At 65.3% G+C, this 25,814-nt stretch carries 20 protein-coding genes; 12 read left to right on the forward strand and 8 right to left on the reverse strand.

Going from position 1 to position 25,814, the window contains the following annotated elements; all coding sequences use genetic code 11:
• The first annotated feature begins 519 nt into the window (after nucleotides 1–519).
• Nucleotides 520–1,830 (forward strand): carbohydrate porin, encoded by a 1,311-nt coding sequence (locus tag CCA01S_RS12200; protein WP_066458920.1) that lies wholly within the window; start codon nucleotides 520–522, stop codon nucleotides 1,828–1,830.
• Nucleotides 1,831–1,834: 4 nt separating this feature from the next.
• On the opposite strand, the gene CCA01S_RS12205 is transcribed toward CCA01S_RS12200, so the two are convergent.
• Nucleotides 1,835–2,683 carry an SIS domain-containing protein gene (locus CCA01S_RS12205; protein ID WP_269747422.1) on the reverse strand — a complete coding sequence of 283 codons (849 nt, stop codon included), beginning with the start codon at nucleotides 2,681–2,683 and terminating at the stop codon, nucleotides 1,835–1,837.
• 60 nt (nucleotides 2,684–2,743) lie between these two features.
• Between CCA01S_RS12205 and CCA01S_RS12210 the strand changes: the two genes are divergently transcribed.
• Together CCA01S_RS12210 and edd are read left to right on the forward strand one after the other, a co-directional pair.
• Complete coding sequence (locus CCA01S_RS12210) at nucleotides 2,744–3,466, forward strand: IspD/TarI family cytidylyltransferase (protein ID WP_066458924.1); 723 nt, start codon at nucleotides 2,744–2,746, stop codon at nucleotides 3,464–3,466.
• 119 nt (nucleotides 3,467–3,585) lie between these two features.
• Complete coding sequence (edd, locus tag CCA01S_RS12215; protein WP_066458927.1) at nucleotides 3,586–5,403, forward strand: phosphogluconate dehydratase; 1,818 nt, start codon at nucleotides 3,586–3,588, stop codon at nucleotides 5,401–5,403.
• Here edd and CCA01S_RS12220 read toward each other — a convergent pair.
• The 3 genes from CCA01S_RS12220 to zwf are packed head-to-tail and all read right to left on the reverse strand — an operon-like array spanning nucleotide 5,391 to nucleotide 8,556.
• Nucleotides 5,391–6,098, reverse strand: coding sequence for a 6-phosphogluconolactonase (locus CCA01S_RS12220; protein WP_066458929.1), 708 nt, complete (start codon nucleotides 6,096–6,098; stop codon nucleotides 5,391–5,393). The two genes, edd and CCA01S_RS12220, sit on opposite strands and share 13 nt — an antisense overlap.
• Nucleotides 6,095–7,102, reverse strand: a complete 1,008-nt coding sequence (locus CCA01S_RS12225) for a glucokinase (protein WP_198150009.1) — start codon at nucleotides 7,100–7,102, stop codon at nucleotides 6,095–6,097. The genes CCA01S_RS12220 and CCA01S_RS12225 overlap by 4 nt, the downstream gene beginning before the upstream one ends.
• Nucleotides 7,099–8,556, reverse strand: a complete 1,458-nt coding sequence (zwf, locus tag CCA01S_RS12230; protein ID WP_066458931.1) for a glucose-6-phosphate dehydrogenase — start codon at nucleotides 8,554–8,556, stop codon at nucleotides 7,099–7,101. Before zwf ends, CCA01S_RS12225 begins: the two co-directional genes overlap by 4 nt.
• Nucleotides 8,557–8,756: 200 nt before the next feature.
• Between zwf and CCA01S_RS12235 the strand changes: the two genes are divergently transcribed.
• From CCA01S_RS12235 to ispF, 6 genes are all read left to right on the forward strand, one after another.
• Entirely contained in the window at nucleotides 8,757–10,013 is a 1,257-nt protein-coding gene (locus CCA01S_RS12235) for an ABC transporter substrate-binding protein (protein WP_066458933.1), read from the forward strand.
• A 105-nt stretch (nucleotides 10,014–10,118) separates the two neighbouring features.
• Nucleotides 10,119–10,970: a carbohydrate ABC transporter permease gene (locus CCA01S_RS12240; protein WP_232305105.1), complete on the forward strand. Its 852-nt coding sequence runs from the start codon at nucleotides 10,119–10,121 to the stop codon at nucleotides 10,968–10,970.
• Entirely contained in the window at nucleotides 10,963–11,853 is an 891-nt protein-coding gene (locus CCA01S_RS12245) for a carbohydrate ABC transporter permease (RefSeq protein WP_066458934.1), read from the forward strand. Before CCA01S_RS12240 ends, CCA01S_RS12245 begins: the two co-directional genes overlap by 8 nt.
• A 26-nt stretch (nucleotides 11,854–11,879) precedes the next feature.
• Entirely contained in the window at nucleotides 11,880–12,983 is a 1,104-nt protein-coding gene (locus CCA01S_RS12250) for an ABC transporter ATP-binding protein (RefSeq protein WP_066458936.1), read from the forward strand.
• The gene (gene glk / locus CCA01S_RS12255; RefSeq protein WP_066458938.1) at nucleotides 12,980–14,833 is read left to right on the forward strand and encodes a glucokinase; all 1,854 of its coding nucleotides are present in this window, start codon (nucleotides 12,980–12,982) and stop codon (nucleotides 14,831–14,833) included. Before CCA01S_RS12250 ends, glk begins: the two co-directional genes overlap by 4 nt.
• Nucleotides 14,834–14,869: 36 nt before the next feature.
• Nucleotides 14,870–15,361, forward strand: coding sequence for a 2-C-methyl-D-erythritol 2,4-cyclodiphosphate synthase (gene ispF / locus CCA01S_RS12260; RefSeq protein ID WP_066458940.1), 492 nt, complete (start codon nucleotides 14,870–14,872; stop codon nucleotides 15,359–15,361).
• A 142-nt stretch (nucleotides 15,362–15,503) separates the two neighbouring features.
• On the opposite strand, the gene CCA01S_RS12265 is transcribed toward ispF, so the two are convergent.
• The 3 genes from CCA01S_RS12265 to ompR all read right to left on the reverse strand — a co-directional run bounded on the left by CCA01S_RS12265 (nucleotide 15,504) and on the right by ompR (nucleotide 18,417).
• Entirely contained in the window at nucleotides 15,504–16,052 is a 549-nt protein-coding gene (locus CCA01S_RS12265; RefSeq protein ID WP_066458942.1) for a peroxiredoxin, read from the reverse strand.
• Nucleotides 16,053–16,162: 110 nt separating this feature from the next.
• Nucleotides 16,163–17,554 (reverse strand): ATP-binding protein, encoded by a 1,392-nt coding sequence (locus CCA01S_RS12270; protein ID WP_066458943.1) that lies wholly within the window; start codon nucleotides 17,552–17,554, stop codon nucleotides 16,163–16,165.
• A gap of 128 nt (nucleotides 17,555–17,682) precedes the next feature.
• Nucleotides 17,683–18,417, reverse strand: coding sequence for an osmolarity response regulator transcription factor OmpR (ompR, locus tag CCA01S_RS12275; protein WP_066458944.1), 735 nt, complete (start codon nucleotides 18,415–18,417; stop codon nucleotides 17,683–17,685).
• Between the two features lie 118 nt (nucleotides 18,418–18,535).
• On the opposite strand from ompR, the gene tsaB reads away from it, so the two are divergent.
• Both tsaB and CCA01S_RS12285 read left to right on the forward strand, forming a co-directional pair.
• On the forward strand, nucleotides 18,536–19,777 hold the full coding sequence (gene tsaB / locus CCA01S_RS12280; RefSeq protein WP_066458946.1) for a tRNA (adenosine(37)-N6)-threonylcarbamoyltransferase complex dimerization subunit type 1 TsaB: 1,242 nt from the start codon (nucleotides 18,536–18,538) through the stop codon (nucleotides 19,775–19,777).
• Entirely contained in the window at nucleotides 19,774–20,664 is an 891-nt protein-coding gene (locus tag CCA01S_RS12285) for a uracil-DNA glycosylase (RefSeq protein ID WP_066458948.1), read from the forward strand. The genes tsaB and CCA01S_RS12285 overlap by 4 nt, the downstream gene beginning before the upstream one ends.
• A 106-nt stretch (nucleotides 20,665–20,770) precedes the next feature.
• On the opposite strand, the gene lplT is transcribed toward CCA01S_RS12285, so the two are convergent.
• Nucleotides 20,771–22,075, reverse strand: a complete 1,305-nt coding sequence (gene lplT / locus CCA01S_RS12290) for a lysophospholipid transporter LplT (RefSeq protein ID WP_066458950.1) — start codon at nucleotides 22,073–22,075, stop codon at nucleotides 20,771–20,773.
• Between the two features lie 184 nt (nucleotides 22,076–22,259).
• Between lplT and smc the strand changes: the two genes are divergently transcribed.
• Nucleotides 22,260–25,784 (forward strand): chromosome segregation protein SMC, encoded by a 3,525-nt coding sequence (gene smc / locus CCA01S_RS12295; RefSeq protein ID WP_066458952.1) that lies wholly within the window; start codon nucleotides 22,260–22,262, stop codon nucleotides 25,782–25,784.
• Nucleotides 25,785–25,814: the final 30 nt, after the last annotated feature.

Raw genomic sequence — 25,814 nt, forward strand, 5'->3', positions numbered from 1 at the left:
GGGGGGGGGGGGGGTGATGGCCTGGCCGGATGGTCTGGATTAATTGTAGTGATTCTACATAATTACCATATTTTTTTGTGTTAGTCGCCATTTTGTCGTTTTGTTACTTTTGCGGTCGATGACTTCTGTCATCAATGCATGGTGTGGGGCGATCCATCCAATCGGTGCCGTCTGTTTGGAGAGATTGTTGAGAATTGATAATTGAATTTAACTACAAAATTACGTGTAGCTTTACATGAGTACTTTTGGACTGGCGATTTTTGATCTGATTCCTGACTTATTAATCTTCATATTTATCCGATTATAAAATAATAATGATGCAATTTATACATGCAATCGTGATTTTTAGACAATTTTGTAGTTATCAAGAAAATTGCTGAAGAGATGGATTGGCTGTTGTTGTCATGGTAATCCCTAGGCTGTAACAATGTAATTTTGCTACATAATGGCCAAGCGCTGAAACTGCGGCGCGTGGCTGTCGGTTCGCGACGGCGTATTCATAAGATCAGGAGACGGCCTATGAAAGCCAACCTAAAATTCCGCATCGCGTCCGTGGCGGGTGCGGTCGTCATGGCGGCCTGCGCGACCGGCGCGCAGGCCTACGATTTCAGCAACAGCCCGTATCTGTTGGGCGATTGGGGGGGGCTGCGCACCTCCCTTGCAGACAAGGGCGTGACTTTCAACCTGGGCTACGGCGGAGAGGCCGCGCACAACGCGACGGGCGGTACGCGTCACTTGACGCGCTACACCGACCAATGGGTGATCGGGACGACGCTGGATCTGGACAAGCTTGTGGGCTGGGGCGGAGCGACGTTCCAGGCCACCATCACGGATCGCAATGGCCGCAACCTGGGGGACGATGCGGAGATCGGCAACAATATGCTGCTGCAAGAAGTCTATGGCCGCGGCCAGACCTGGCATTTGACGCAGTTCTGGCTCGAACAAAAGTTGTTTGACGAGCGGCTGGCCATCAAGGCGGGGCGGGTGACGGTGGGCGAGGATTTTTTTTCCTTTTCGTGTGACTTCCAGAACCTGACCTTTTGCGGTTCGCAGCCCGGCAACCTGGTAGGCGGCTACTGGGTGAATTGGCCGACCAGCCAGTGGGGCGCGCGTGTCAAGTTCAGTCCGACCCAGGACGTCTACGGCCAGATCGGTGTCTATCAGGTCAACCCGAAGTACGTGGACGATCATTACGCCCGGCACCACGGGCTGAGCCTGGACAACCCGAGCGGCACCACCGGCGCCCTGATTCCCCTGGAATTCGGCTGGCTGCCCAGCGTTGCCGGGCGCCCGGGTTCATACAAAGTGGGGGTCTGGTACAACACGTCGCGCGGACAAGACCTGTACGAGGATGTGAACGGACAAGCCATGGGGGTCACGGGCGACCCCGCGCGGGAACATGATGGCCAGTACGGCGCGTACTTGAGCCTGCAGCAACAGATCACCGGCGAGCCGGGCGGGCGTGGCGCCACTGTGTTTCTGAACGTGTCGCAGGCCGACCAAGCCACCGCACAGGTGGATCGGCAATGGGCGCTTGGCGTCCAGTACAAGGGGCCGTTTGGCCGTCTGCAGGATTCTATTGGTGTTGCCGTGGGCGCCACGCACAACAATGGCCGCTATGCGGACTATGTTCATCAGGTCAACGCGCGAACCGGCAGCAATACGGTGGTGGGCGATGACTATGAATACGCTGGCGAGCTGTACTACAGTTGGTCGCCGGTGCGGTCGGTCTTCCTGCGGCCCAACGTGCAGTATGTCATGCATCCGGGTGGCACGTCGCGCAACAGCAATGCCTTCATTCTGGGCCTGAAGACCGGCATCACCTTCTGATGACTCAGCCTGGGCGCCGCTTGTTCTTGAGGCTTTGCTTGGTTCGGGCCAGCACTTGGCTGGCCTGATCGCCGCGCCGCAGGGCGACCCCCAGCGCCAGCACGTCGATGATGGTCAGGTGCGCCAGGCGCGAAATCATCGGGCTGTAGAGCTCGGTGTCTTCCTGGGTGTCGGCTTGCAGCAAGATGGTCGCCAGCGCTGCCAGCGGCGATCCCGACGCTGTGATGGCGATGATGGGGCAGCCGTTGTCGCGGGCCAGGGCAACGGCGTCCAGCAGTTCGCGCGAGCGGCCGGAATGGGAAATCGCCACCAGAGCGTCCCGGGGGCCCAGCAGCGAGGCGGCCATGCTTTGTGTGTGGCTGTCCGCATAGGCCACCACGGCCAGGTCGAAGCGAAAGAATTTGTGCTGGGCGTCGGTGGCGACGATGCCCGAGTTGCCAATGCCGTAGAACTCAATGCGGCGGGCTGTCGTCAGTCGATCGATGGCCGCCTCGATCTGGTCGGGATCCAGGCCGTCGCGGATGCGCAACAGCGCCGACACCGCGTTGTCGAAGACCTTGCCCGCCAGGGCGGGGATGCCCTCGTCTGGCTGCAGGGTGGAATGCACGTAGGGCACCCCGCTGAGCTGGCTGGCCGCCAATTGAACTTTGAGATCGGGCCAGCCAGCATAGCCGAGTGTCCGGCACAGTCGGATGACGGTGGGTTCACTGACTTCGGCGGCCTGGGCGACGTCTCCGATAGCCATGCGCGAGGCATCGCCCGGTCGCGCGAGGATCAGGCGGGCGACGCGGGTGGCGGCGCGGCTCAGGTGCGGCAGGCGGTTGCGCAGCTCAGGCAGGATGGGTGTGTTCATTGGCCGCTTAGTATAAAGCGCCGCGCGGGCCCGGACGGGGCTCGGCTAAAATCCGCGATCATGAAGCCTACCTTGATTGCCATTGTGCCGGCCGCCGGAATCGGTGCGCGTGCGGGCCGTGTCGGCGACGCGCCCAAGCAGTATCGCCTGTTGCGGGGTGAACCCATGCTGCGCCGCGCCGTGTGCGCCTTGCTGGCGGATGTGCGCATCGCCGAGGTGCGGGTGGCGGTGGCGGCGGGGGATCCCTGGGTGGCGCGGGCGCTGTCAGGTTTGCCGCGCGTGGTGTGGCGACCGTGTGGCGGCCCCTCGCGTGCCATGACCGTGCGGGCCGCTTTGCTGGATGCGAACCTGGCGCCGGATACCTGGGTGCTGGTTCACGATGCGGCACGCCCCGGTCTTCCCCCGCAGGCGCTGGCGCGCCTGATCGATACTTGCCTGTCGCAGGATCGGGGGGGCTTGTTGGCCGTGCCTGTGGCGGATACGGTCAAGCAGGCGGATCCTGTGTCCTTGGCCGCCGGGCCGGAGATCGTCGCCCGGACGTTGCCGCGCGAGCACCTATGGCTGGCGCAGACGCCGCAAATGTTCCGTGTGGGGGAACTGCACGCCGCCCTGGACGCCTGTGCGCAGGACGTGCGTGTCACGGATGAGGCCTCGGCGGTGGAATTGTCGGGCGGACGCCCGCCTGTGCTGGTGCCCGGCAGTCGCTGGAATGACAAACTTACCTGGCCTGGAGACTTCGAGTGGTTTGAGGCCTGGCTGCGCGGCGGGCCGCAGGATGCCTGACAGCCATGCCTTTCTAGTAAAATTACTTATTTAACAAATAAATCAATATTTTCTGATTTAAATGTAGTTTTACTAGAAATTGATCTATACTGGCCTTCCTGTTCAGCTAGGAGGCCGCCGTGAATCCGCATTCCGTCATTCAGTCTGTCACTGACCGTATCATCGAGCGCAGCCGCGCCACCCGGGAACGCTATCTGGATCGCACGCGCTCTGCCTATGGACAGCGCGCGCAGCGCAGCATCCTGGGTTGCACGAATCTCGCGCATGCCGTTGCCGCCGAATCCCCGGACGGCAAGACTCGCCTGACGACGACCGAGCGCCCCAATTTGGCGATCGTGTCCGCCTATAACGACATGTTGTCGGCGCATCAGCCGCTGGGACGCTATCCCGACTGGATCAAGCAGGCGGCGTTCGGCGCAGGGGGCAGCGCCCAGTTCGCCGGCGGCGTGCCAGCCATGTGCGACGGCATCACACAGGGCCAGGCGGGCATGGAATTGAGCCTGTTCTCGCGGGACGTCATCGCCATGTCCACCGCAATTGCGCTCAGCCACCAAATGTACGACGCCGCCGTCTGCCTGGGCGTGTGCGACAAGATCGTGCCAGGCCTGTTGATCGGCGCGCTGACGTTTGGCCATCTGCCTGTCGTGTTCGTGCCCGCCGGCCCCATGCCCTCGGGGATATCCAATGATGAAAAAGCGAAGGTGCGTCAACGGTACGCCAAGGGAGAAGTCGATCGCGCCGCGTTGCTGGAGTCGGAACTGCGGGCCTATCATGCGCCCGGCACCTGTACGTTTTACGGCACGGCCAATTCAAATCAGATGCTCATGGAAATCATGGGCCTGCATTTGCCCGGTGCCTCGTTCGTGCCGCCCGGCACGGCGCTGCGCGAGGCGCTCACCCGTGAGGCTGCCCGTCACGCGCTTGGCCTGGCTGCCAGCGGCGAGCATTTCACGCCGATCGCCGAAGTCATCAGCGAGCGCACCCTGGTCAACGGGATCGTCGGCCTGCTGGCGACTGGCGGCTCCACCAATCACACCATGCACCTGGTGGCGGTGGCGCAAGCAGCGGGCGTGCAGATCAATTGGGACGATTTCGCCGAGATATCCACGGTGGTGCCGCTGCTGGCGCGCGTCTATCCCAACGGCGCGGCGGACGTGAACCAGTTTCATGCCGCTGGCGGCATGGCGTGCCTGATCCGTGGGCTGCGTCGGGCCGGCCTGCTGCACGAGGACGTTGTCACGATCATGGGACATGGGCTGGATGCCTATGAGCGTGTCCCGGTATTGCGCGAGCGGCATCTGGTCTGGGAAGACGGGCCGCGGGCCTCTTCGGACGCGTCTGTTCTGCGGGAGCCGGAAGCCCCCTTCAATCCGGATGGTGGCTTGAAATTGCTGCGCGGCAACCTGGGGCGCGCGGTCATCAAGTCGTCCGCCGTGGCGTCGGAACACCAAGTCGTGGAGGCGCCGGCCCGGGTCTTCGACAGCCAGAAGGCCTTGCTCGATGCGTTCCAGCGCGGCGAACTGGAGCAGGATTTCGTGGCTGTCGTCCGTTTTCAGGGCCCCCGTGCCAACGGCATGCCTGAGCTGCACAAGCTGACGCCCGCCTTGTCGGTCCTGCAAGGCATGGGGTATCACGTCGCCCTGGTGACGGATGGCCGCATGTCGGGGGCCTCGGGCAAGATTCCCGCCGCCATTCATGTCACGCCCGAGGCTCAGGCGGGCGGCCCTCTGGCGCGGGTACGCGATGGCGACCTGATCCGGGTCGATGCACGTGCCGGTGTGCTGGAAGTGCTGGGGGGGCCGACCTGGCAGGATCGTGAACCGGCGCCGTTCGACCCGCGCGAGGCATCCTGGGGTGTCGGCCGGGAGCTATTTTCCGTGGCGCGCGCGCACGCGGTGGGTGCCGAGCAAGGGGCCAGCTTTTTTCAGTGGGGTTGATCGGTGCCTGATGTCTTGGCGGCGTGCATCGAGAGAGGCTCCGGGTTCGGTTCGGGGCACCAGTACAGCCTGCTATGGGGGGCGGCCATCAGCACCGCCCGTATTGGCAACTCGGGTGCGCCAGCCAGCGCCTGTTCCAGAACCCGCCGCTTGGCCGCGCCCTCGATAGCGACATAAATATGGCCCGATTGCACGATGGCGCTGAGATTCAGGGTCAGGCGGCGCCAGACGGACGCGGCGGGGGCGACGGCCAGGTAGGCGGGGGGGCGGTTTGGGTTCAGCGCTGCGTCCAGAACCGGATCGTCGGGGAACAGGGACGCGGTATGCCCGTCCGCGCCCATGCCCAATACGATGACGTCGGGCGCTGCGGAGACGGGGCCGGGCCTGGGGGGAGAGAAGTGCGCCTGGGCGGCCGCCCGGTGCAGCAGGTGCCGCCGGATCAGGGCCTCGTTGCTGTCAGGGGATGTCGGCGGCACGCAGCGCTCATCGACCAGCGAGATCGTGATCCTCGACCAGGGCAGGGGGCTGCGGGACAGGGTTTCCAGCAGCAATGCGGGCGACCGGCCACCCGAGACAGCCAGGTGGGCAGCCCCGCGCTCATGCAGCGCGCGCTGTAGATCGCACACGATGGCCTGGGCCAGCGCCCAGGCCTGTTCGGCGCCCGACGTGGAGAGATGCCAGGTTGGGGTGCTCATGCGTCGCCGCCCTGGGCCTGGCGCGCCAGCGCCCGGGCCGCGCCGATCAGGGCGGGGTGACGGGCCTGGATCACGAATGTCGGAATCTGCCCCAGGTAGCCCTGGAAGCGCCCCTTGTCCTCGAACCGTGCCCGGAAGGGGGATCGGTCGAAGAACGGCCCCAGTTTGGGAATGATGCCTCCGCCGATGTACATGCCTCCCTGGGCGCCCAGGATCAGGGCCAGGTTGGCGGTGACTGTTCCCAGAAAGGCGCACAGGCTGTTGAGCGCGCGCAGACAGAGGGCGTCGGTGCTCCGCAATGCCTGTTCACTGATGCGGGCGGCGCTCAGGGGCTCGACGGAGTGCCCGGCCAACGCGGCGTGCGCCAGATAGAGGTTTTCCAATCCCTGGCCGGAAATCAATCGCTCGGCCGATACGTGTCCATGTCGGTTGCCCACCCAGTCGATCAGGGCGGCTTCTTCGCGATTGCGTGCCGCCAGGGTGATGTGGCCGCCTTCGCCCGCCAGCGGCGTGTAATCGTTCTGACAGGGAATCAGGCCGGAGATGCCCAGGCCCGTGCCGGGCCCGATCAGGCCGATGGCGGCACCAGCGCGGATGGCTCCGCCACCGACTTGACGCAGATCGGCGGGCCCCAGGGCGGGAATGGCCATGGCCAGGGCGGTGAAGTCGTTGACGACCCGCAGGACGTCCAGGCCCAGCGCATCGCGCAGCGCTGAAATGGAGAACTGCCAGTGATGGTTGGTCATGCGCACCAGGTCGCTCGATACCGGGTTGGCGATGCCGAAGGCGCACCAGCGCGGCGATGGCAGTCGGGCGGCTTTGAGATAGGCGGTGATGGCCTCGGCGGGCCCGGGGTAATCGGCGCATGCCAGCGTCTGGATTGCCGTCATGGCTGCGCCTGCGGCCGGAATCATGGCGAAACGGGCGTTGGTGCCGCCGATGTCGCCGACGAGTCGCGGGTACGTGGGGTCTGGTGAAATGAGTGAAACGGTTTGCGTCATCATGGTGAAGTGGAGGATTCGGGGTCGAGGCCAGTGTGCCAGTACAGGCCGTGGCGGGCCAGCATGGCCTCGGCAGCGGCGGGCCCCCAGGAGCCGCTGACGTAGGGCTGGGCGGCCTGGCCGATCCGGTTCCAGGCCTGCAGGATGGGTTCGATCCAGCGCCAGGCGGCTTCCTGTTCGTCGCGGCGCACGAACAGCGTCAGCTTGCCGTTCAGAAGATCGCTGATCAGGCGCTCGTAGGCATCCAGTTGCCGATGCTGGGCAGACTGGACGTAATCCAGGTTCAGCGCCACGGGGCGCAGGCGCATGCTGTCACCTGGCGATTTGGACATCAGGTGCAGCGTCATGGTTTCCTGCGGCTGCATGCGGATCACCAGGCGGTTGGCCTGCAGGCCGGCCACGGGGGTGTCGAAGATCGAGGTCGGCACGTCGCGGAATGTCACGACGATTTCGGCCAGTCTCCGGCTCAGGCGCTTGCCTGTACGCAAGAAGAACGGTACTCCCGCCCAGCGCCAGTTGTTGATGCGGGCGGTCAGGGCGACGTAGGTTTCGACTGCGCTGTCTGTCTTGACGCCTACCTCGTCCCGGTAGCTTGACTGGGCACCCTTGCCCAGATATTGGCCCCGCACGGTATGGGTCAGCACGGCGGAATCCCGTAGGGGTTCCAGGGCGGCCAGGATCTTGAGCTTTTCGTCGCGCACGGCGTCGGCCTGCGTGCTGAGGGGAGGTTCCATCGTCAGGATGGCCAGCAGCTGCAGCAGGTGGCTTTGTACCATGTCGCGCAGGGCGCCCGTGTTGTCGTAGAAATTTCCGCGCGAGCCGATGCCTTCCTGTTCGGCGACTGTGATCTGGACATCGCGCACCCATTCGCGGCGCCAGAGCGGTTCGAGCAGTACATTGCCGAATCGCAACGCCAGCAGGTTCTGGACGGATTCCTTGCCCAGGTAATGGTCGACGCGGTAGATCTGCGTTTCCTGAAAATACTGGCCGATTTCATCGTTGATGGCGCGAGATGAGCCCAGATCGTGGCCTAACGGCTTCTCGATGGCGATCCGGCTGTCCGGCCGGATCAGTTCATGTTCGTGCAAACCTTTGCAGATGGCGGCAAACAGCGATGGCGCCGTGGACAGATAGAACACCCGGGGCCTGCCAGCCGTCAGCCGGGCCGCCAGCGCGGCGTAGTCCGCAGTTCGGCGTGCGTCCAGCGAGACGTAGTGCAGTCTTTTTTCAAATGATGCCCAGTCGTTCGGTGGGTCGTCCGGGCGCTTCAGTGTCTGGGACAGGCTGCGGCGGAAGGCAATGTCGTCCCCGGGGCTGTGGGCGACGGAGAAAATCCGTGTGTGTGGCCCCAGCAGCCCCTGGCCGTGCAGGTGCAGCAGTGCGGGCAGCAGCTTGCGCCGGGCCAGATCGCCTGTGCCGCCGAACAGGATGAAGTCGGTGTCTGGAGAGCAGTTCATGGTGTGATCCGTCTTTGGGTGAGGCTCATTCGATGGAGTAGACAGGTTGCTATTATGTAGTAAAAATACATTTAATTCGAGTGCTAAATTACCTCACCCTTATATACATAAACTGGGTTGTTAGGGATTTCCATAAGCTACATACACGTAAAAAATCCTTAATATGTAGTCAAACTAAATTCCTTAAAAGGAGGAGTTCTATGAAATTCAAGATGCGAGCCCTGTGCGCCGGCGCATTGGGGTGCCTGCTGTTCGGCAGCGTTGCGGCCCATGCCACGAACATTGAGGTGCTGCACTGGTGGACTTCCGGCGGCGAGGCCAAGGCTGCCGCTCAGTTGAAATCCATCATGGAATCCAAGGGCTACACCTGGAAGGATTTCGCGGTTGCAGGCGGCGGGGGCGAAAATGCCATGACCGTTCTCAAGACCCGGGTGGTGTCGGGCGATCCGCCGGCCGCCGCTCAGATCAAGGGGCCCAGTATCCAGGAATGGGGTGCCGAGGGCGTATTGGCTGACCTGAGTCCGGTGGCCAATGTCGAAAAATGGGATCGCATGCTGCCTGAGGTCGTGGCGGACGTGATGAAATACGATGGCCATTACGTGGCTGTTCCGGTCAATGTCCATCGGGTCAACTGGATGTGGATCAATCCCGCCGTGTTCAAAGCAGCCGGGGCGGATGTCCCGCGTACTTGGGATGAATTCCCCGAGGCGGCAAAGAAAATTCGCGCAGCCGGCTATATTCCCCTGGCGCACGGCGGCCAGCCCTGGCAGGATTTCACCGTATTCGAGTCCGTCGTCCTGGGCGTGGGTGGCGCGGATTTCTACCGCCAGGCGATGGTCAAGCTGGATCAGAAGGCCTTGCACAGCGATACGATGAGGCATGCCTTCGAGGTCTTCGGATCCTTGCGCGCTGATATCGACCCCGATGCGCCCAACCGTGACTGGAATCAGGCCACCGCCATGGTCATCAACGGCAAGGCGGCCATGCAGCTGATGGGTGACTGGGCCAAGGGGGAATTCACCCAGGCGGGCAAGATGCCGGGCAAGGATTATGAGTGTGTGGCGGCGCCAGGTTCCCAGAATGCCTTCACCTTCAACATCGACAGCCTAGTGATGTTCCAGCAAAACGATGCCAACGTGACCAAAGGGCAGCATGCCCTGGCGTCCGCCGTGCTCAGCCCTGCCTTCCAGAAAGTCTTCAATCTGGCCAAGGGCTCGATTCCCGTGCGCACGGATATGGATCTGTCCGACTTCGATGCCTGCGCCCGCAAGTCCGCCCGTGATTTCCAGGCGGCGGCCAAGGCCGGGACGCTGGTGCCCAGCATTGCCCATCAAATGGCCGTGCCCGCGGCGACTGCCGGAGCCATGCAGGATGTCGTGACCCAGTTCTTCAATGCGCCCGGTGCCTCGGTGGACAATGTGCTTGACCGGCTGGCTCAGGCGGCCCGGATTCAATAAAAAAGGCTGATGATGGAACAAAGTCTGGACATGGCTTCAGGCGCCCGGCCCCGGTCGGTCGGGTGCCGTGCGCTGGCCTGTTTGGGGCGGGGCCTGGACACCTGGATGCCCCGGTTGGTGCTGTCGCCCAGTGTCGTGATCATGCTGCTGTTCATCTATGGCTACATGCTGTGGACGGTCGTGTTATCCCTGACCCCATCGCGTCTGTTGCCTCGCTATGAGTTCGCCGGCATGGCGCAGTATGTCGCGCTGTTCAGTAATGATCGTTGGTGGCTGGCGCTGAAGAACCTCGTGATCTTCGGCAGCCTGTTCGTTGTCTTGTGCCTGGTCGTGGGGCTGTTGCTGGCTGTCTTGCTGGATCAGCGCATTCGCGCGGAGGGCGCCATTCGCGCCATCTACATGTATCCGATGGCCTTGTCGTTCATCGTGACGGGAACCGCCTGGCGCTGGATGCTGAACCCCGACCTGGGCCTGCAGCATGTGGTGCGTGGCCTCGGCTGGACTTCGTTTCGCTTTGACTGGCTGGTGGATCCGGATCGGGCGATCTACACCGTCGTGATTGCCGCCGTCTGGCAGTCGTCGGGTTTTGTGATGGCGCTGTTCCTGGCGGGCCTGCGCGGCATGGACGAATCCATCATCCGGGCGGCTCGGGTCGATGGTGCGTCCATGCCCACCATCTATCGCCGGATCATCCTGCCTTGCCTGCGTCCGGTGTTTTTTTCCTCGATCATGATTCTCATGCACATCGCCATCAAGAGCTTCGATCTGGTGGTTGCCCTGACCAACGGTGGGCCGGGCCTGGCGACGGATCTGCCTGCCGTGTTCATGTATGCCTTTGCCTTCACCCGCAACCAGGTCGGCCTGGGCGCCGCCAGCGCGGTCATGATGCTTGCGACGGTGGCGGCGATTCTTGTTCCGCTCATTTATTCTGAACTCCGGAGGCCTGTTCATGGCTGATGCCACGCATTCCCTGGCTGGACGTCGGCCCCGATCGGCCCGCTTGGGGCGTTGGATGATCTATGTCTTGCTGGGCCTGGTGTGCCTGTATTATCTGGCGCCTCTGTACGTGATGGTGGTCACGTCCTTCAAGAGCCTGGCGGAGATCCGCACCGGCAACCTGCTGGCCCTGCCCTCCGATCCGACCCTGGAACCCTGGGCCAAAGCCTGGTCGTCGGCCTGCACGGGGGTGCGCTGCCAGGGCTTGCAAGATTATTTCTGGAACTCCGTCCGGTTCGCGGTGCCCGCCGTGCTGATCTCGACGGCCATCGGCGCGCTCAACGGCTACGTATTGACCAAGTGGCGTTTCCGCGGCGGTAATCTGTTTTTCGGCATGCTGTTGATCGGCTGCTTCATTCCGTTCCAGGTCATTCTGCTGCCCATGGCCCGTACGCTTGGCGCCCTGGGTATTGCCAGCAGCCTGATGGGCCTGGTGTTCGTGCACGTGGTCTACGGCATCGCCTTCACGACGCTGTTCTTTCGCAACTACTATGTGGCCATCCCTGACGAGCTGGTCAAGGTGGCCCGTATTGACGGGGCTGGCTTTTGGCGGATTTTTTTCTCGATCATCCTGCCCTTGTCGGGGCCGATCATCGTGGTCAGCATCATCTGGCAATTCACCCAGGTCTGGAACGACTTCCTGTTTGGGGTGGTCTTTTCCTCGGGCGAGCGTCAACCGCTGATGGTGGCGCTGAACAACCTGGTCAATACGTCCACCGGGGTCAAAGAATACAACGTCGATATGGCGGGCGCGATTTTTGCCGCGCTGCCCACTTTGCTGGTGTATGTCGTCGCCGGAAAATATTTTGTGCGCGGCCTGACCGCCGGCGCCGTCAAGGGTTGAGGCCCGCTTCAAAAGGGAGACTCAGTGTGGGTTCTTTATCCATTCGCAATGTACGCAAGGTCTATCACGGTAATGAAATCCTGAAAGGCATCAATCTGGATGTCCAGGATGGAGAATTCCTGATCCTGGTGGGGCCGTCCGGATGCGGCAAGTCGACGTTGCTGTCCATGATCGCCGGGCTGGATCCGGTGGATGAGGGCGAGATTTTGATTGGCGGCCGCCGGGTCAATGATCTCGGGCCCAAGGATCGTGACATCGCCATGATGTTCCAGTCCTATGCCTTGTATCCCAACATGTCGGTGGCCCGCAATATTTCCTTTGGCCTGGAGATCCGCAAGGTGCCGCGCCCCGAACGCGAGCGCATTGTGCTGGACGTGGCGCGGATCCTCCAGATCGACCATCTCCTGGATCGCCGCCCCTCGCAGCTGTCCGGCGGGCAGCGGCAGCGGGTGGCCATGGGCCGCGCCATCGCCCGGGCGCCAAGTCTGTTCCTGTTTGACGAACCCCTGTCCAACCTGGACGCGCGCCTGCGTATTGAGATGCGGCTTGAAATCAAGCGTCTGCACCAGCGCATGGGCACCACGATCATCTATGTGACGCACGACCAGATCGAAGCCATGACGCTGGGCGATAAAATCGCCGTCATGAAAGGCGGAGAGGTGCAGCAGTTCGGCACACCGCAGGACATCTATGACAACCCCGCCAATCGTTTTGTGGCGGAATTCATGGGATCACCCACTATGAACTTCATCGACACCCGGCTCGAGGCGCGGGGAGGGCGGCTGGGCGTGCGTCTGGATGCCGACGGCAGTGGCTACTGGATGCCCGTGGCCGGGCAGGCCCAGGCGCTGCTTGCGTCCCGGGCAGGACAGCCCATCCAGTTGGGTATCCGGCCTGAACAGATCACCCATGCCCGCCAGGAAGACCCTGATTCGGTGGCTCGCCTGCGCGTCGTGCTGACCGAGCCCACGGGGCCCGACACGATGGTTTTGGTGTCACTCAATGGGCGCGACGTCACTTGCCGGGTGCACCCGGATCATGCTGTTTCGCCGGGCGCTTCCATGGCACTGCAGTTTGATCTGTCCAAGGCCGTCTATTTTGACCAGGCCAGCGGGCTGCGGGTAGCATGAGCGACGCGGGCCAGATCGGCGACGAGTCGCCCGAAGCCGACGCACCACATCCCGGCGGCCCCCGCCTGCTGGCCGATGTGGGGGTGACCCACGCCCGGTTCGCGCTGGAATCCGCCCCTTTGAGGCTGGAACAATCCGCCACGCTGAACTGCCGTGACTACGACAGCCTGCCAGCAGTCGTGACGGCCTACCTGGAGGGCATCCAGGGAGAGCGGCCCCGCCATGCCGTCATCGCCATCGCCAACCCTGTGCAAGGCGACGAGGTGCGCATGACGAACCGGGATTGGCGGTTTTCCATTGAGGCAACCCGTCGGACGCTGGGCCTGGACATACTGCTGGTGGTCAACGATTTCACCGCCATGGCCATGTCCTTGCCTCGTCTGGGGCGGGCCGATCGGTTGCGGATTGGCACGGGCGGCGAGCCGCAGCCGGGCGTGATCGGGTTGATCGGGCCGGGATCCGGACTGGGCGTGTCGGGCCTGATTCCGGCGGCAGATCACTGGGTGACGCTGGGCAGCGAGGGAGGGCACGTCAGTTTCGCGCCCGGCAATCCCCGCGAACTGGACATCCTGCGACACGCCTGGACCTTATTCGGCCATGTGTCGGCCGAGCGCCTGTTGTCCGGCCCCGGCCTGGAACTGATCTGGCGCGTGCTGGCGGGCCGGGGGACGCTCGCGGCGTCTGCTCCTGCGGCTGTGGAGATTGTGGCCCAGGCCCTGGCTGAGCAAGCGCTCGCTGTCGATGTCGTGGACACGTTCTGCGGCATGCTGGGATCGGCGGCGGCCGATCTGGCGCTGACGCTGGGTGCCTCGGGGGGTATCTATATCGGCGGCGGGCTGGTTCCGCAATTGGGCCGGCGCCTGGCTCAATCGCCGTTCCGGGATCGCTTCGAGGACAAGGGGCGCTTCAGCGACTACGTGCGGCGGATTCCGACGTATCTCGTGACCAGCCAGGATCTCAGTCTGAAGGGGGTGTCCGCGATCCTGGATCAGCAGTTGCGCCTGCTGCGCGGGGATACCATGTTGCTGGATCGGGTTCGGGGAGCACTGCCGGGCATGAGCCCGGCGGGCCGGAAAGTCGCACAATTGCTGCTGTCGCAACCACACGGGTTCGTGCAAGATCCAATTGCGACGCTCGCGCGCAACGCGGGGGTCAGCCAGCCGACCGTCATCCGGTTTTGCCGCGCGTTGGGGTTTCCTGGCTTGCTGGATTTCAAGCGCAAGCTGGCCTCTGGTCTGAGCAGTTCCATTCCCCTGCAGCACAGCCAGGTCAAGGCGGGCGACCGCACGCCCGATCTGTCGGCCAAGGTGCTGGACAATACGGCATCGGCCATCCTGCGCCTGCGTGACACCATTGACGCCCAGGCGGTCGGCCGCACCATCCGTCTGCTGCGGGCCGCGCAGCGAATTGAGATCTTCGGTGCGGGCGGTGCCGGGGTGGCCGGCCTCGACGGGCAGGATGCGTTCCTGCATCTGGGGATTCCAGCCGCCGTTTACCCTAGCGCCCGGCTGGAGCAGGCCGCCGCCCGATCCCTGGACGCGCAGGCCGTGGTGGTGGCCGTTTCAGAAACTGGCAGCCAGCCAGAACTGCTGTCGGCTGTGGCAACGGCGCGCGGCCGGGGGGTGCCGGTGGTCGCCGTGACGCGGGCGGATTCTCCATTGGCGCAAAACGCCGACATCTGCCTGGCGGTTGATTCTGTCGAGAACGATGCGGCCCAGCGAACCATGGTGTCGCGAATCCTGCAGTTGCTGATGCTGGATGTGATGGCGGTCGGGGTCGCCATGGCGGCTCGCCGACCTGAACCCAGGTTGGGCGTCGCGGGGCCGGAGCATGATCCGCATCCCGGCTAAAATCTTCTGCTGATCTTCCGTCCGCAGAGGCCATTCATGACGCAGCGTTTTCCCTTTCGCATTGGCCAAGGCCACGATTTGCACGTGCTGGTGGCAGGACGCCCGCTCATCATCGGGGGGGTGCGCATCCCCTACGAGCGGGGGCTGGCCGGGCACTCGGATGCCGACGTGCTGCTGCATGCGGTGACGGATGCCGTGCTGGGGGCGGCGGGGCTGGGCGACATCGGCCGCCATTTTTCCGACCGCGACCCGCGCTGGGCGGGGGCCGACAGCCGCCTGTTCTTGCGGGAAGCGGCCCGGCTGGCCCGCGAGGCGGGCTGGGGCGTGGTCAACGTGGATGCCACCGTGCACGCCCAGGCGCCCAAGATCGGCCCGCATGCGGCGGCCATGTCAACCTGCATCGCGCAAGAACTGGGCATCGAGGCCTGCGACGTGAACGTCAAGGCCAAGACCAACGAAGGGCTGGGTTATCTGGGCCGCGGCGAAGGCATTGCCGCCAGTGCCGTGGCCCTGCTGGCCCGCGTGTAAACCCGCCTGTGCCCTTGCATGTCCCTTGCCTATACCTCGCCGTCGGCACCCTGCCTGGCCTGGGCTGCCATGATGCGGCAGGCGCCGCCCGCTGAAGGCCGCGGGCGAAGGGCGCGCAGGGCGCGGGCCTGAAGGTTCGGGCCTAAAGCGTTGCGCCGCCGATGGCCCGGTTGCAGGCGCACAGGCCTTCGGTGAGCAGGCCGTCGAGGATGCGCAGGGTTTCTTCGGGGCTGCGGCCCACGTTGACGTTGTTGACCGACACGTGCTGGATGATGTTGTCGGGGTCGACCACGAAGGTCGCGCGCAGGGCGACGCCTTCGGTTTTTTCGCGGATGCCCAGCTGGTCGATGAGCGCGCCGTTGGTGTCGCTGAACTGATAATGGTTGAGCTTGCTGAGTTCGGCGTTTTCGCGGCGCCAGGCGAGCTTGACGTATTCGTTGTCGCTCGACCCGCCCATGAGCACGGCATCGCGCGTGTCGAATTCATCGGCCAGCGCGTTGAAGCCGACGATCTCGGTGGGGCAGACCTGGGTGAAGTCTTTGGGGTAGAAGTAGATCACCTTCCACTTGCCGGGAAAGGAGGATTCGGTGATGTCTTCAAAGGCGGAAACGCCGTTTTCTTCGGGCTGGTTGAACCCGGGTTTGACGCCGGTGACGCGAAAGGCCTCGAGCTTGTCGCCTATGGTTTTCATCGGGGCTCCTGTGTGAGTGGCCGCAAGGGCGATGGGCTCATTCTACGCTATGGCCCTGACGCCGCCGTCTGGCTGTGCGGCCTCGGGGTGTGGCGCCTGGTGCCGTCGTTTCAGGCGGTTTTGTCGGCGGGCGCCTTGGCCTTGGCCTTGGGGATTTCGATGCGTGCCAGCAGGCCCTGGGTGGGCTGCGAGATGAGCTCGAATTTGCCGCCCACCTGGCCCAGCAGGCGCTCGACGATGGACAAGCCCAGGCCCGCGCCGCTGACCCCCGTGCGGGCCGATTCGCCGCGCGCGAAGGGGCGCAGCAGGCGCTGGATGTCGGCGTGCGGAATGCCCGCGCCCCGGTCTTGCACCTCGATGCGCAGCAGGTTGCCCGTCTGGTAGGCGCGCAAGGTGATGTGCGCGCGGTCGTCGCTGGCGCTGCGGCCGTAGCGCCGCGCGTTTTCGATCAGGTTGCTGACGATGCGCTTGAGGTCGTTGGCGCTGATGCGTGCCTGCAGGCCGGGCTCGATGCCCGCCTGCAGCTCGCCGCCCAGCGATTCGGTGTGGCTGCGTTCGCGTTCGAGCAGGTCTTGCAGCACGCGCGAAACGTCGATGCCGGCCTCGGGCACCTGGCCCGCCGGACGGGCGTATTCCATCAGCTGGCCGATACTGTGATTGATCTGCGCCAGGTCTTCGTCGATGGCCTGGCGCGCTTCGTCGCTCATGTGGCTCATTTCGATTTCGAGCCGGATGCGCGCCAGCGGCGTGCGCAGGTCGTGCGAGATGCCGGCCAGCATGATTTCACGATCGGCCTCGTTTTGTCGCAGGTCGCGCGCCATGCGGTTGAAGGCGATGTTCATGTCGCGGATTTCGATGGGGCCTTTTTCCGGCAGCGGCGTGGGCATCTGGCCGCGTGCCAGCTGCTGCGCCACTTTGGCCAGCTGCGCCAGGGGCAGGTTGATGAAGCGCACGCTGATGGCGGCCCCGAGCAGGGCCAGCATGAGCGAGGCCGCCACCCAGCCCAGCCATTCGCGGCCCGTGGTCAGGCGCAGCTGGTCGCGGTCGAAGACCAGCCAGTATTGCGTGTCATCGATGTGAAAGCTGATCCAGATGCCCGGCACCTGATTGACGGCCCACATCATGGCGGTCTGCGAACCCAGGCGGTTGCGGATTTCCGATGAGACGTTGTCCCAATAGGTGCTGTGCGGCAGGGGTTCGAGCACGTCGGAGGGGTCGCGCGGCTGCACGCGCAGACTTTCCTGCGTGGCCAGGTCGAGCAGCAGGGCGGGCCGCACCTTGGTCGGCGCATAGACCAGCGCCGAGCGGGTGATGCTGACGGTGGTGGCGATGCGCTGCGCCAGCTGCACGGCACGCGGCCCCTCTTCGATGTTGAAGACGATCTGCAGCCACGCCCCCAGGCTGACCAGCATCAGGAATGCGATCAGCAGGAAGGAACGCGTGAACAGCCCCATGCGCAGACGCGGCAGGATGGCGTGTCGGATGTGCTTGGCAATCGTCATGACGGTGGATGGCGGCGCGAGGTGCTCTGGGTAAAGAGCACGGGCGGCTGGTCAGCCGGGTGGCGGACACGACGCCCGCGCCAGGAGAGGCGGGGCCTCTGGCTGGCGCGCGGGCGCGGGCAGTGGTCTCATTGCCCGCCGTCGGGGACGAAGACGTAGCCCAGCCCCCAGACGGTCTGGATGAAGACGGGCTTGGACGGGTTGGGTTCGATCAGCTTGCGCAGGCGCGAAATCTGTACGTCGAGGCTGCGGTCGAAGGCTTCGTATTCGCGGCCACGGGCGAGTTCCATGAGCTTGTCGCGCGACAGCGGCACCTTGGGGTGCCGGGCGAAAACCTTGAGCACGGAGAATTCGCCCGTGGTGATGGCCACGGATTCGCCGCTTTTCGTCAGCGTGCGGGTGGACAGGTTGAGCACGTAGGGGCCGAACTCGACCGATTCGTTTTCCTGGCTGGGGGCGCCCGGGTGTTCTTCGGTGCCGCGGCGGCGCAAAATGGCGTTGACCCGCGCCAGCAGCTCGCGCGGGTTGAAGGGTTTGGTGAGGTAGTCGTCGGCGCCCATTTCAAGGCCCACGATGCGGTCGATTTCCTCGGCCTTGGCGGTGAGCATGATGATGGGGGTGTTATCGTGGTTGCCGCGCAGGCGGCGGCAGATGGACAGGCCATCTTCGCCGGGCAGCATCAGGTCGAGCACCAGCAGGTCGAAGTGTTCGCGCTGCCAGAGTTTGCCCATCTCTTTCGCGTCTTCAGCGACATAGACATTGAAGCCCTGCTCGGATAGATATCGGCGCAGCAGGTCGCGCAGCCTGGGGTCGTCATCGACGATCAGGATTTTGCGGGTGAGGGTCTGGGTATGTGTGTTCATGGGGAAAATGTAACAGGGTCGAGAAAACGGCACCAGCGCTTATCACAAGAAATTACACAATAAGCGTTTCGTTGTCGCGTGTATCGCTGTCAGTGTCCTCCATTAAAATGCGGTTGCCATGGACGATTTTCACATTCTTGCGTTTGAAACTTCAAGCACCCTGTGCAGCGTCGCGCTGCTGTCTCGGGAGGACGGGCGTTTGCGCCTGTCCGAGGCGCAGCACGAGGGCCGCAACGAGCATGCCGAGCGCATCTTGCCGCTGGCCGAGGGCCTGCTGGCCAAGGCGGGCCTGGCCCCCGCCGGGCTGAGCGCCATCGCCTTCGGCCAGGGCCCTGGCGGTTTTACCGGCTTGCGCGTGGCGTGCGGCGTTGCGCAGGGCCTGGCGGTGGCGCTGGGGGTTCCGGTGCTGCCGGTCGATTCCCTGTGCGCCGTCGCGGTGCAGGATGCCGAGGCGGACGAGGCCGGGATACACGTGGTCTTGCAAGATGCCCGCATGAACGAAGTCTATGCCGCCGTCTATCAGTGTACCGGCGACGCCTGGGTCACGCAGCAGGCGCCCGCGCTGCTGGCGCAGGCCGACGTGGCGCAGTGGGCCGCCGCCGAGTCCGCCGTCTGGGCCATGCAGGCGGGCCGCCAATGGGTGGTGCACGGCGATGCCCTGAACGTTTTCCCGGGGCTGGCGGATGCGCTGGCCGCCCTGGGGGGGGTGTGCGTGGCGCGGGCCGGGATACCCGCCCGGGCGCAGGCGGCCACGGTGGCCCGCCTGGCGGCACAGGCCTGGCTGCGCGGCGAGCGGCTCGACGCGGCCCAGGCCACCCCGGCGTACGTTCGCGACAAGGTCGCCTACACCACGCTCGAGCGCGCGCAGGGCCTGGGGGGCAACCCCGCCGCCGACGCCGTGCGCCTGTCCCTGCACGACATGACGCTCACGGATCTCGACGAGGTGGCCGCCATCGAGCGCCAGGTGCAGGCGTTTCCCTGGACGCGGCAGAACTTTGTCGACGGCCTGGCCGCGGGCTATCGCGGCTGGGTCGTACGTCGGCTGGGCGCCATGCTGGGCTTTGCGCTCGTTATGGATGCCCCCGACATGGCGCATCTGCTGGTCATCGGGGTGCGCCCCGACGCGCAGCGCCAGGGCGTGGGCGCGCACCTGCTGCAGGCCTGCATCGCGCACTGTCGCCAGGGGCGGCTGCCCGCGCTCACGCTCGAAGTGCGGCCCAGCAACGCCAAGGCCATCGCCTTTTATCAGCGCCATCGGTTTCAGCAGGTGGGCCTGCGCCGGGGCTATTACCCCGCGGCCCACGGCGCGCGCGAAGACGCCTGGCTCATGACGTTTACCTTGCAGGAATCCCCGGCATGAAGCCGCAGGTGCGGGCCATCCAGGCCGCCTGGCTGGCCGAGATCGGCGTCGATGTGCACTGGCTCGACACGGCGCCCGCCTCTGGCACGTCAGCCGGGCACGGTGGCCAGCGGCACCAGGTCGTTCGGGATATTGACGGTCGACACGATGCCCAAGACTCCGGCGGGGGCCAGGATACTGGTGGGGTTCAAGATTCACCGGGCGCCCTGACGCCTCGGGATGCCGCGTTGGCCGCGGCGGGTGTGGCCGTCTCCAGGGTGGCCCCGGCCAAGGCCCCTGAACCCGCGCCTGGCCCCACGGTGCGCGCCGCCGATCTGGCCGATCTGCCTGCGGTGACGGCCGCCGTGCAGGCGTGTCGGCAGTGTCCGCGCCACGAACATCGCATCCGGGCCGTGCCGGGGGCAGGGGTGACGCAGCAGCCCTTTTATCTCGTCGTGGGCGAGCAGCCCAGTATCGCGGATGAAGTGGCGGGCCAGCCGTTTCAGGGCGATGCCGGGCGCCTGCTGGCGGCCATGCTGGCCTCGGTCCGGCTGCCGCACCTCGATTCCGTCTACAGCACGTATGTGGTCAAGTGCCGGGCGCTGACGGCGCGCGAGCCGGATGCCGAAGAAATCGCCGCCTGCGTTCCCTATCTGCGGCGCGAGATCGAGCTGCTGCAGCCGCGCTGGATACTGGCCCTGGGCCGGGTGGCGGCCCAGGCGGTGCTCGGCGGCGAGGCCGGGCTCGATGTCCTGCACGGCGGGCCGCATGCCTATGCCGCGAGCAATGGGTGCAGCATTCCGGTCTGGGTGACCCATCAGCCCGCGTCCTTGCTGGTGCGCTCGTCGCTCAAGGCCGAGGCCTGGCGCGACCTGGTCGGCCTGGCGCAGGCCGTGCGCGCCGCCTGAGCGGCAGGGCAGCCGCGCCGCCGCTCAGGGCGCGCGGCCCGCGAAACAGCGGAAATCCGGCGGCTGAAACCTGGTCGCGGCAGGGGCGGCCGGGGTCTTGCGCCGCTCAGTGCAGCGCCGTGCCGTGGCCCGTCTGGCCGATCAGCTGTTCGAGCGTCGGATTGGCCTTGTGGTTGAGCCGGTTCCACTGGATGAACACCAGCATCAGGCAGGCCACGAGGATGCCGAAGAGCGCGATGATGGCGTTGATGGGCAGGCCCAGCCACAGCATGAGGCTGTACATGGCCAGCATCAGCAGGATGTTGAGCTGCTCGTTGAAATTCTGTACGGCGATCGAGTGGCCGGCCGAGAGCAGCACGTGGCCCCGGTGCTGCAGCAGGGCGTTCATGGGCACGACGAAAAAGCCCGACAGGCCGCCAATGAGCAGCAGCAGGATGTAGACCGCCCAGGCCTTGTAGACGAAGGGCATGAGCAACACCACCAGGCCCATGGCGACCCCCACGGGCAGCACCATCAGGGCGCGGCGCAGGGGTACGCGCCCGGCAATGACGGCGCCGATCACGGTGCCGAAGGCCGCGACCCCCATCAGCACCGAGGCCTGATCCAGGCGGTAGCCCAGGTGCTGGGCGCCCCATTCGATGACGATGAACTGCAGCGTGGCGCCCGCGCCCCAGAACAGCGTGGTGACCGCCAGTGAAATCTGCCCCAGCTTGTCCGACCAGAGGATGCGCACGTAGGTGAGGAAGTTGCGGATCAGCGCGCCGGGCCGGGTCTGCTGGCGCGGGTAGAAGGCGTGGGTGTCGGGGATGAGCAGGTTGCAGATGGCGGCGGCGACGTAGACGACGCCGATCATCAGGATGGCGCTTTGCGCGCTGTTGTCGGCCAGCGCGTCGATCCAGGCCAGGGACATCAGCCAGTCGGACACCGTGGGGCTGATGAGCAGCCCGCCCAGCACGGTGCCGACGATGACCGACAGTACGGTCAGCCCTTCGATCCAGCTATTGCCCTTGACGAGCATGTCGGGCGGCAGCATTTCGGTGACGATGCCGTATTTGGCCGGCGAGTAGGCCGCGGCGCCGATGCCGACCACGGTGTAGGCGATGAAGATCAGCACCAGTTGGTGGTTGTGCGTGAGGCCGAAGGCGCCGTAGCTGAACATCAGCAGGCAGCCCAGCGTCTTGAGGGCGTTGGTGGTGAACATCACCCGGCCCTTGGGAAAGGAGTCGGCGAAGGCGCCCACGAAGGCGGCCAGCACGACGTAGGCCAGGGCGAACCACCACTTCATCATGGGTGCCATCCAGTCGGGGCCGTTGAGGTCGGCAATGAGCCCGATGGCCGCGATGAGCAGGGCGTTGTCCGCAACCGAGGACAACGCCTGTGCGGCCATGACCATGAAAAAGCCCTTGTTCAATCGCGGACCCCGAAGATGGTTGAGGAAGGGTCGGCACCGAGGTGCGCGACTGTAAAAATGGAGTTGCAGTATAGCGGGTCTGCCGGAACGGACAGGTACAGGCATCCCGCCCTGTCTGGAGGGTGATCCTGGTGCGTTATCATACGCTGTTGAAAACAGCCGATTTTTCGCTTGCCAGATTCCCGTGCGCCTCACGCAGATCAAACTTGCCGGATTCAAGTCGTTCGTCGATCCGACCGTGATCCCCACTCCCAGCGAGCTGGTGGGCGTCGTGGGCCCCAACGGCTGCGGCAAGTCCAACATCATCGACGCCGTGCGCTGGGTGCTGGGCGAGACCAAGGCGTCCGAATTGCGCGGCGCGTCGATGCAGGACGTCATCTTCAACGGTTCGGGGCAGCGCAAGCCTGCCGCGCGGGCGTCGGTCGAGCTGGTCTTCGACAATAGCCAGGGGCGGGCCGCCGGGCAGTGGTCGGCCTTCGCCGAGATCGCCGTGCGCCGCGTGCTCACGCGCGATGGCGCCAGCAGCTATTTCGTCAACAACCAGGCCGTGCGGCGGCGCGACATCCACGACATCTTTCTGGGCACGGGCCTGGGCACCCGGGGCTACGCCATCATCGGCCAGGGCATGATCAACCGCCTGATCGAGGCGCGCCCCGAAGAGCTGCGGGTGTACCTCGAAGAAGCGGCGGGCGTGTCGCGCTATAAAGAGCGGCGCCGCGAGACCGAAAACCGCCTGCAGGACACGCGCGAGAACCTCACGCGGCTCGACGACATCCTGCGCGAACTCGACGGTCAGCTCGACAAACTGGAATCCCAGGCTCGCGTGGCCGCCGATTACCGCGCCCTGCAGCAGGAAGGCGAACTCAAGCAGCATATCCTGTGGCTGCTGCGCGAACAGGCGGCGCGCGACAGCCGCCAGACCCTGGCCTTGAACACCGAGCAGGCCCAGACCGAACTCGAAGCCGCGCTGGCGCGCCTGCGCGCGCTCGAAACCGGGCTCGAAGCGCAACGCGAAAGCCACTTTGCCGCCAGCGAGGCGGTGCACCAGGCGCAGGGCCGCGTATACGAGGCGGGCGCCGAGGTCAGCCGCCTCGAGGCCGAGATCCGCCACGTGGTCGATTCGCGCCAGCGGGTGCAGCAGCGTCGCGGCCAGTTGCAGGCGCAGGCGCAAGAATGGCGCGATCAGCAAAACCACAGCCAGGCGTCCATCGAAGAGATCGAAGGGCAGATCGACGAGGCCGTGGCGCAGGCTGAAGCGCTGGCTGAGCAGGCGCAGTCGGCGCAAGACGCGCTGCCCGCGCAAGAGGCGCACCTGCGCACCCTGATGGCGCAGCGCGACGAGCAACGCCGTCTGCAGTCGCGCACCGAACAAGACCTCGCGCTGGCGGCCCAGTCCCAGCGCGAGGCCGATCACCAATGGCGGGCGCTCGATGACCGCCGCACCCGCCTGCAGGCCGAGCGCCAGGCCCTGGGCGCGCACGACCCCGCCGAGCTGCAGCGCTGGGCGGGCGAGTGCGCCGTGGCGGATGCCCGTCTGGAAGAGGCGCAGGAGCGCCTGCTCGAACTCGAATCCCGCCAGCCTGGCGTCGAGGCGGCGCTGGCCCGGGCTCAAGAGGCCAGCCAGAGTGCGCGCCAGGAACTCGACCGCCTCGATGCGCGGCGCCAGGCACTGGTGGCGCTACAGGAAAAAATTCAGTCCGAAGATGCGCTCGAACCCTGGCTGCAGCGCCAGGAACTCCAGGGCCTGGGGCGCCTGTGGCAGCAGCTGCAGGTCGATGCCGAATGGGCGCTGGCCCTGGAAGCGGTGCTGCGCGAGCGCATGCAGGCCCTGGGCTTGCGCACGCTCGACCACGTGCGCGCCTTTGCGCAGGATGCGCCGCCCGCGCGGCTGACCTTCTACCAGACGCCCGCCCAGGCGCCCGAGGCGGCGCCCGCGCCGACCGGTGCCACGCTCCTGCTCGATCGGGTTCAGGTGCGCGAACCTGCCCTGCGGCCTTTGCTCGCCGCCTGGCTGCGCGGCGTCTACGTCATTGCCGATCTGGCCCAGGCCCTGGCGCGCCGCGCCGAGCTGCCGATGGACGGGGCCTGGGCGCTGTCCTCGGGCCATCTGGTGACGCACCACGCGGTGAGCTTCTACGCGCAGGACTCCGCCCAGGCCGGCCTGCTGGCGCGCCAGCAGCAGATCGACAATCTGGCCCTGGAAATCAAGGCGGCGCGCCTGATCGCCGACGAGGCGCTGGATGCGCGGGCGCAGGCGCAGGCGGCGCGCACGGCGCTCGAACAGGCCCTGCAGCCCGCCCGTCTGCAGATTGCCGAGCGCATGCGCGCCCAGCACGAAGCGCAGATGCGGCACGATCGCCTGGGGCAGCAGCTGGCGCGCGCCGAAGAACAGGCCCAGCGCCTGGCGCGCGACATGCAGGACATCGATGCCCAGCAGCAGGCGCTGGCGCTGCGCCGCGAAGAGGCCGAGGCGCGGTTCGAGCAGCTGGACGGGCAACTGGCCGAGCAGCAAGAAGCCCTGGCCGCGCTGGATCTGCAGGCGGAAGACCTGGGCCGTCAGGCGGATCGGGCGCGCCAGCTGGGGCGCGACCAAGAGCGGGCGGCACAAGAGGCCGAGTACGCCGTGCGCGCCTTGCGCCATCGCCTCGACGAGCTGCGACGCACGGCGCAGCTGGCGCAAGAACAGGCCGCGCGTGCCGAGGCCGAGCTTGAATCCCTGCAGGGCGAGCTGTTCGAACTGGACGAATCCGTGGCCCAGGCGGGTTTGCAAGAAGCCCTTGAGGCACGCGTCGCGTGCGAAGACGCCTTGCGCCAGGCCCGCCTGCGGCAGGATGAACAGGCCGCGGCCCTGCGCGAGGCCGACGAGGGCCGCCTGGCGCTCGAGCGCGGGCTCGACCCGCTGCGCGCGCGCATCACCGAGCTGCAGCTCAAGGAACAGGCCTCGCGCCTGTCGGTCGAGCAATACGCCGAGCAGCTGGATGCCCGCCAGGTGGATCGCGCCGCCTTGCAGCGCCATCTGGCCGAACAGCCGCCGCAGTGGCAGCGTCTCGACTGGCTGCAGTCCGAGGTGCAGCGCATCACGCGGCGCATCGAGGCGCTGGGGGCCGTCAATCTGGCGGCGCTGGAAGAGCTGGCGACCGCGCGCGAGCGCAAGGGCTATCTCGACAGCCAGCGCGCCGACCTGCTCGAAGCCATCGACACGCTGGAAAACGCCATCCGCAAGATCGACCGCGAGACGCGCGAGCTGCTGTCGCAGACCTTCGAGACGGTCAACCAGCACTTTGGCGCCCTGTTTCCCCAGCTCTTTGGCGGCGGCGAGGCGCGCCTCACCATGACGGGCGACGAGATCCTGGATGCGGGCGTGCAGGTGATGGCGCAGCCGCCGGGCAAGCGCAACAGCACGATCCACCTGTTGTCGGGCGGTGAAAAGGCCCTGACGGCCACCGCCCTGGTGTTTGCCTTGTTCAAACTCAATCCGGCGCCCTTCTGTCTGCTTGACGAGGTCGATGCGCCGCTGGACGACGCCAACACCGAGCGCTATGCCAATCTGGTCAAGGGCATGAGCAACCAGACACAGTTTCTTTTCATTTCGCATAATAAAATTGCCATGCAGATCGCACGACAATTGGTTGGGGTGACCATGCAAGAACAAGGCGTGTCACGCATCGTGGCGGTCGATATGGATTCGGCCTTGCAGTGGGTTGCCTGACGGCCCGGCGATTTCAGGCAATCAGGACAG

The organism is Castellaniella caeni NBRC 101664 (genome assembly GCF_001592225.1).
Taxonomy (GTDB): domain Bacteria; phylum Pseudomonadota; class Gammaproteobacteria; order Burkholderiales; family Burkholderiaceae_B; genus Castellaniella; species Castellaniella caeni.

Coding starts and splice junctions, on each gene's coding strand:
- CCA01S_RS12200 (WP_066458920.1), top strand. CDS start 520: ATGAAAGCCAACCTAAAATTCCGCATCGCGTCCGTGGCGGGTGCGGTC.
- CCA01S_RS12205 (WP_269747422.1), bottom strand. CDS start 2,683: ATGAACACACCCATCCTGCCTGAGCTGCGCAACCGCCTGCCGCACCTG.
- CCA01S_RS12210 (WP_066458924.1), top strand. CDS start 2,744: ATGAAGCCTACCTTGATTGCCATTGTGCCGGCCGCCGGAATCGGTGCG.
- CCA01S_RS12220 (WP_066458929.1), bottom strand. CDS start 6,098: ATGAGCACCCCAACCTGGCATCTCTCCACGTCGGGCGCCGAACAGGCC.
- CCA01S_RS12225 (WP_198150009.1), bottom strand. CDS start 7,102: ATGATGACGCAAACCGTTTCACTCATTTCACCAGACCCCACGTACCCG.
- zwf (WP_066458931.1), bottom strand. CDS start 8,556: ATGAACTGCTCTCCAGACACCGACTTCATCCTGTTCGGCGGCACAGGC.
- CCA01S_RS12235 (WP_066458933.1), top strand. CDS start 8,757: ATGAAATTCAAGATGCGAGCCCTGTGCGCCGGCGCATTGGGGTGCCTG.
- CCA01S_RS12240 (WP_232305105.1), top strand. CDS start 10,119: ATGCCCCGGTTGGTGCTGTCGCCCAGTGTCGTGATCATGCTGCTGTTC.
- CCA01S_RS12245 (WP_066458934.1), top strand. CDS start 10,963: ATGGCTGATGCCACGCATTCCCTGGCTGGACGTCGGCCCCGATCGGCC.
- glk (WP_066458938.1), top strand. CDS start 12,980: ATGAGCGACGCGGGCCAGATCGGCGACGAGTCGCCCGAAGCCGACGCA.
- ispF (WP_066458940.1), top strand. CDS start 14,870: ATGACGCAGCGTTTTCCCTTTCGCATTGGCCAAGGCCACGATTTGCAC.
- CCA01S_RS12265 (WP_066458942.1), bottom strand. CDS start 16,052: ATGAAAACCATAGGCGACAAGCTCGAGGCCTTTCGCGTCACCGGCGTC.
- CCA01S_RS12270 (WP_066458943.1), bottom strand. CDS start 17,554: ATGACGATTGCCAAGCACATCCGACACGCCATCCTGCCGCGTCTGCGC.
- ompR (WP_066458944.1), bottom strand. CDS start 18,417: ATGAACACACATACCCAGACCCTCACCCGCAAAATCCTGATCGTCGAT.
- tsaB (WP_066458946.1), top strand. CDS start 18,536: ATGGACGATTTTCACATTCTTGCGTTTGAAACTTCAAGCACCCTGTGC.
- CCA01S_RS12285 (WP_066458948.1), top strand. CDS start 19,774: ATGAAGCCGCAGGTGCGGGCCATCCAGGCCGCCTGGCTGGCCGAGATC.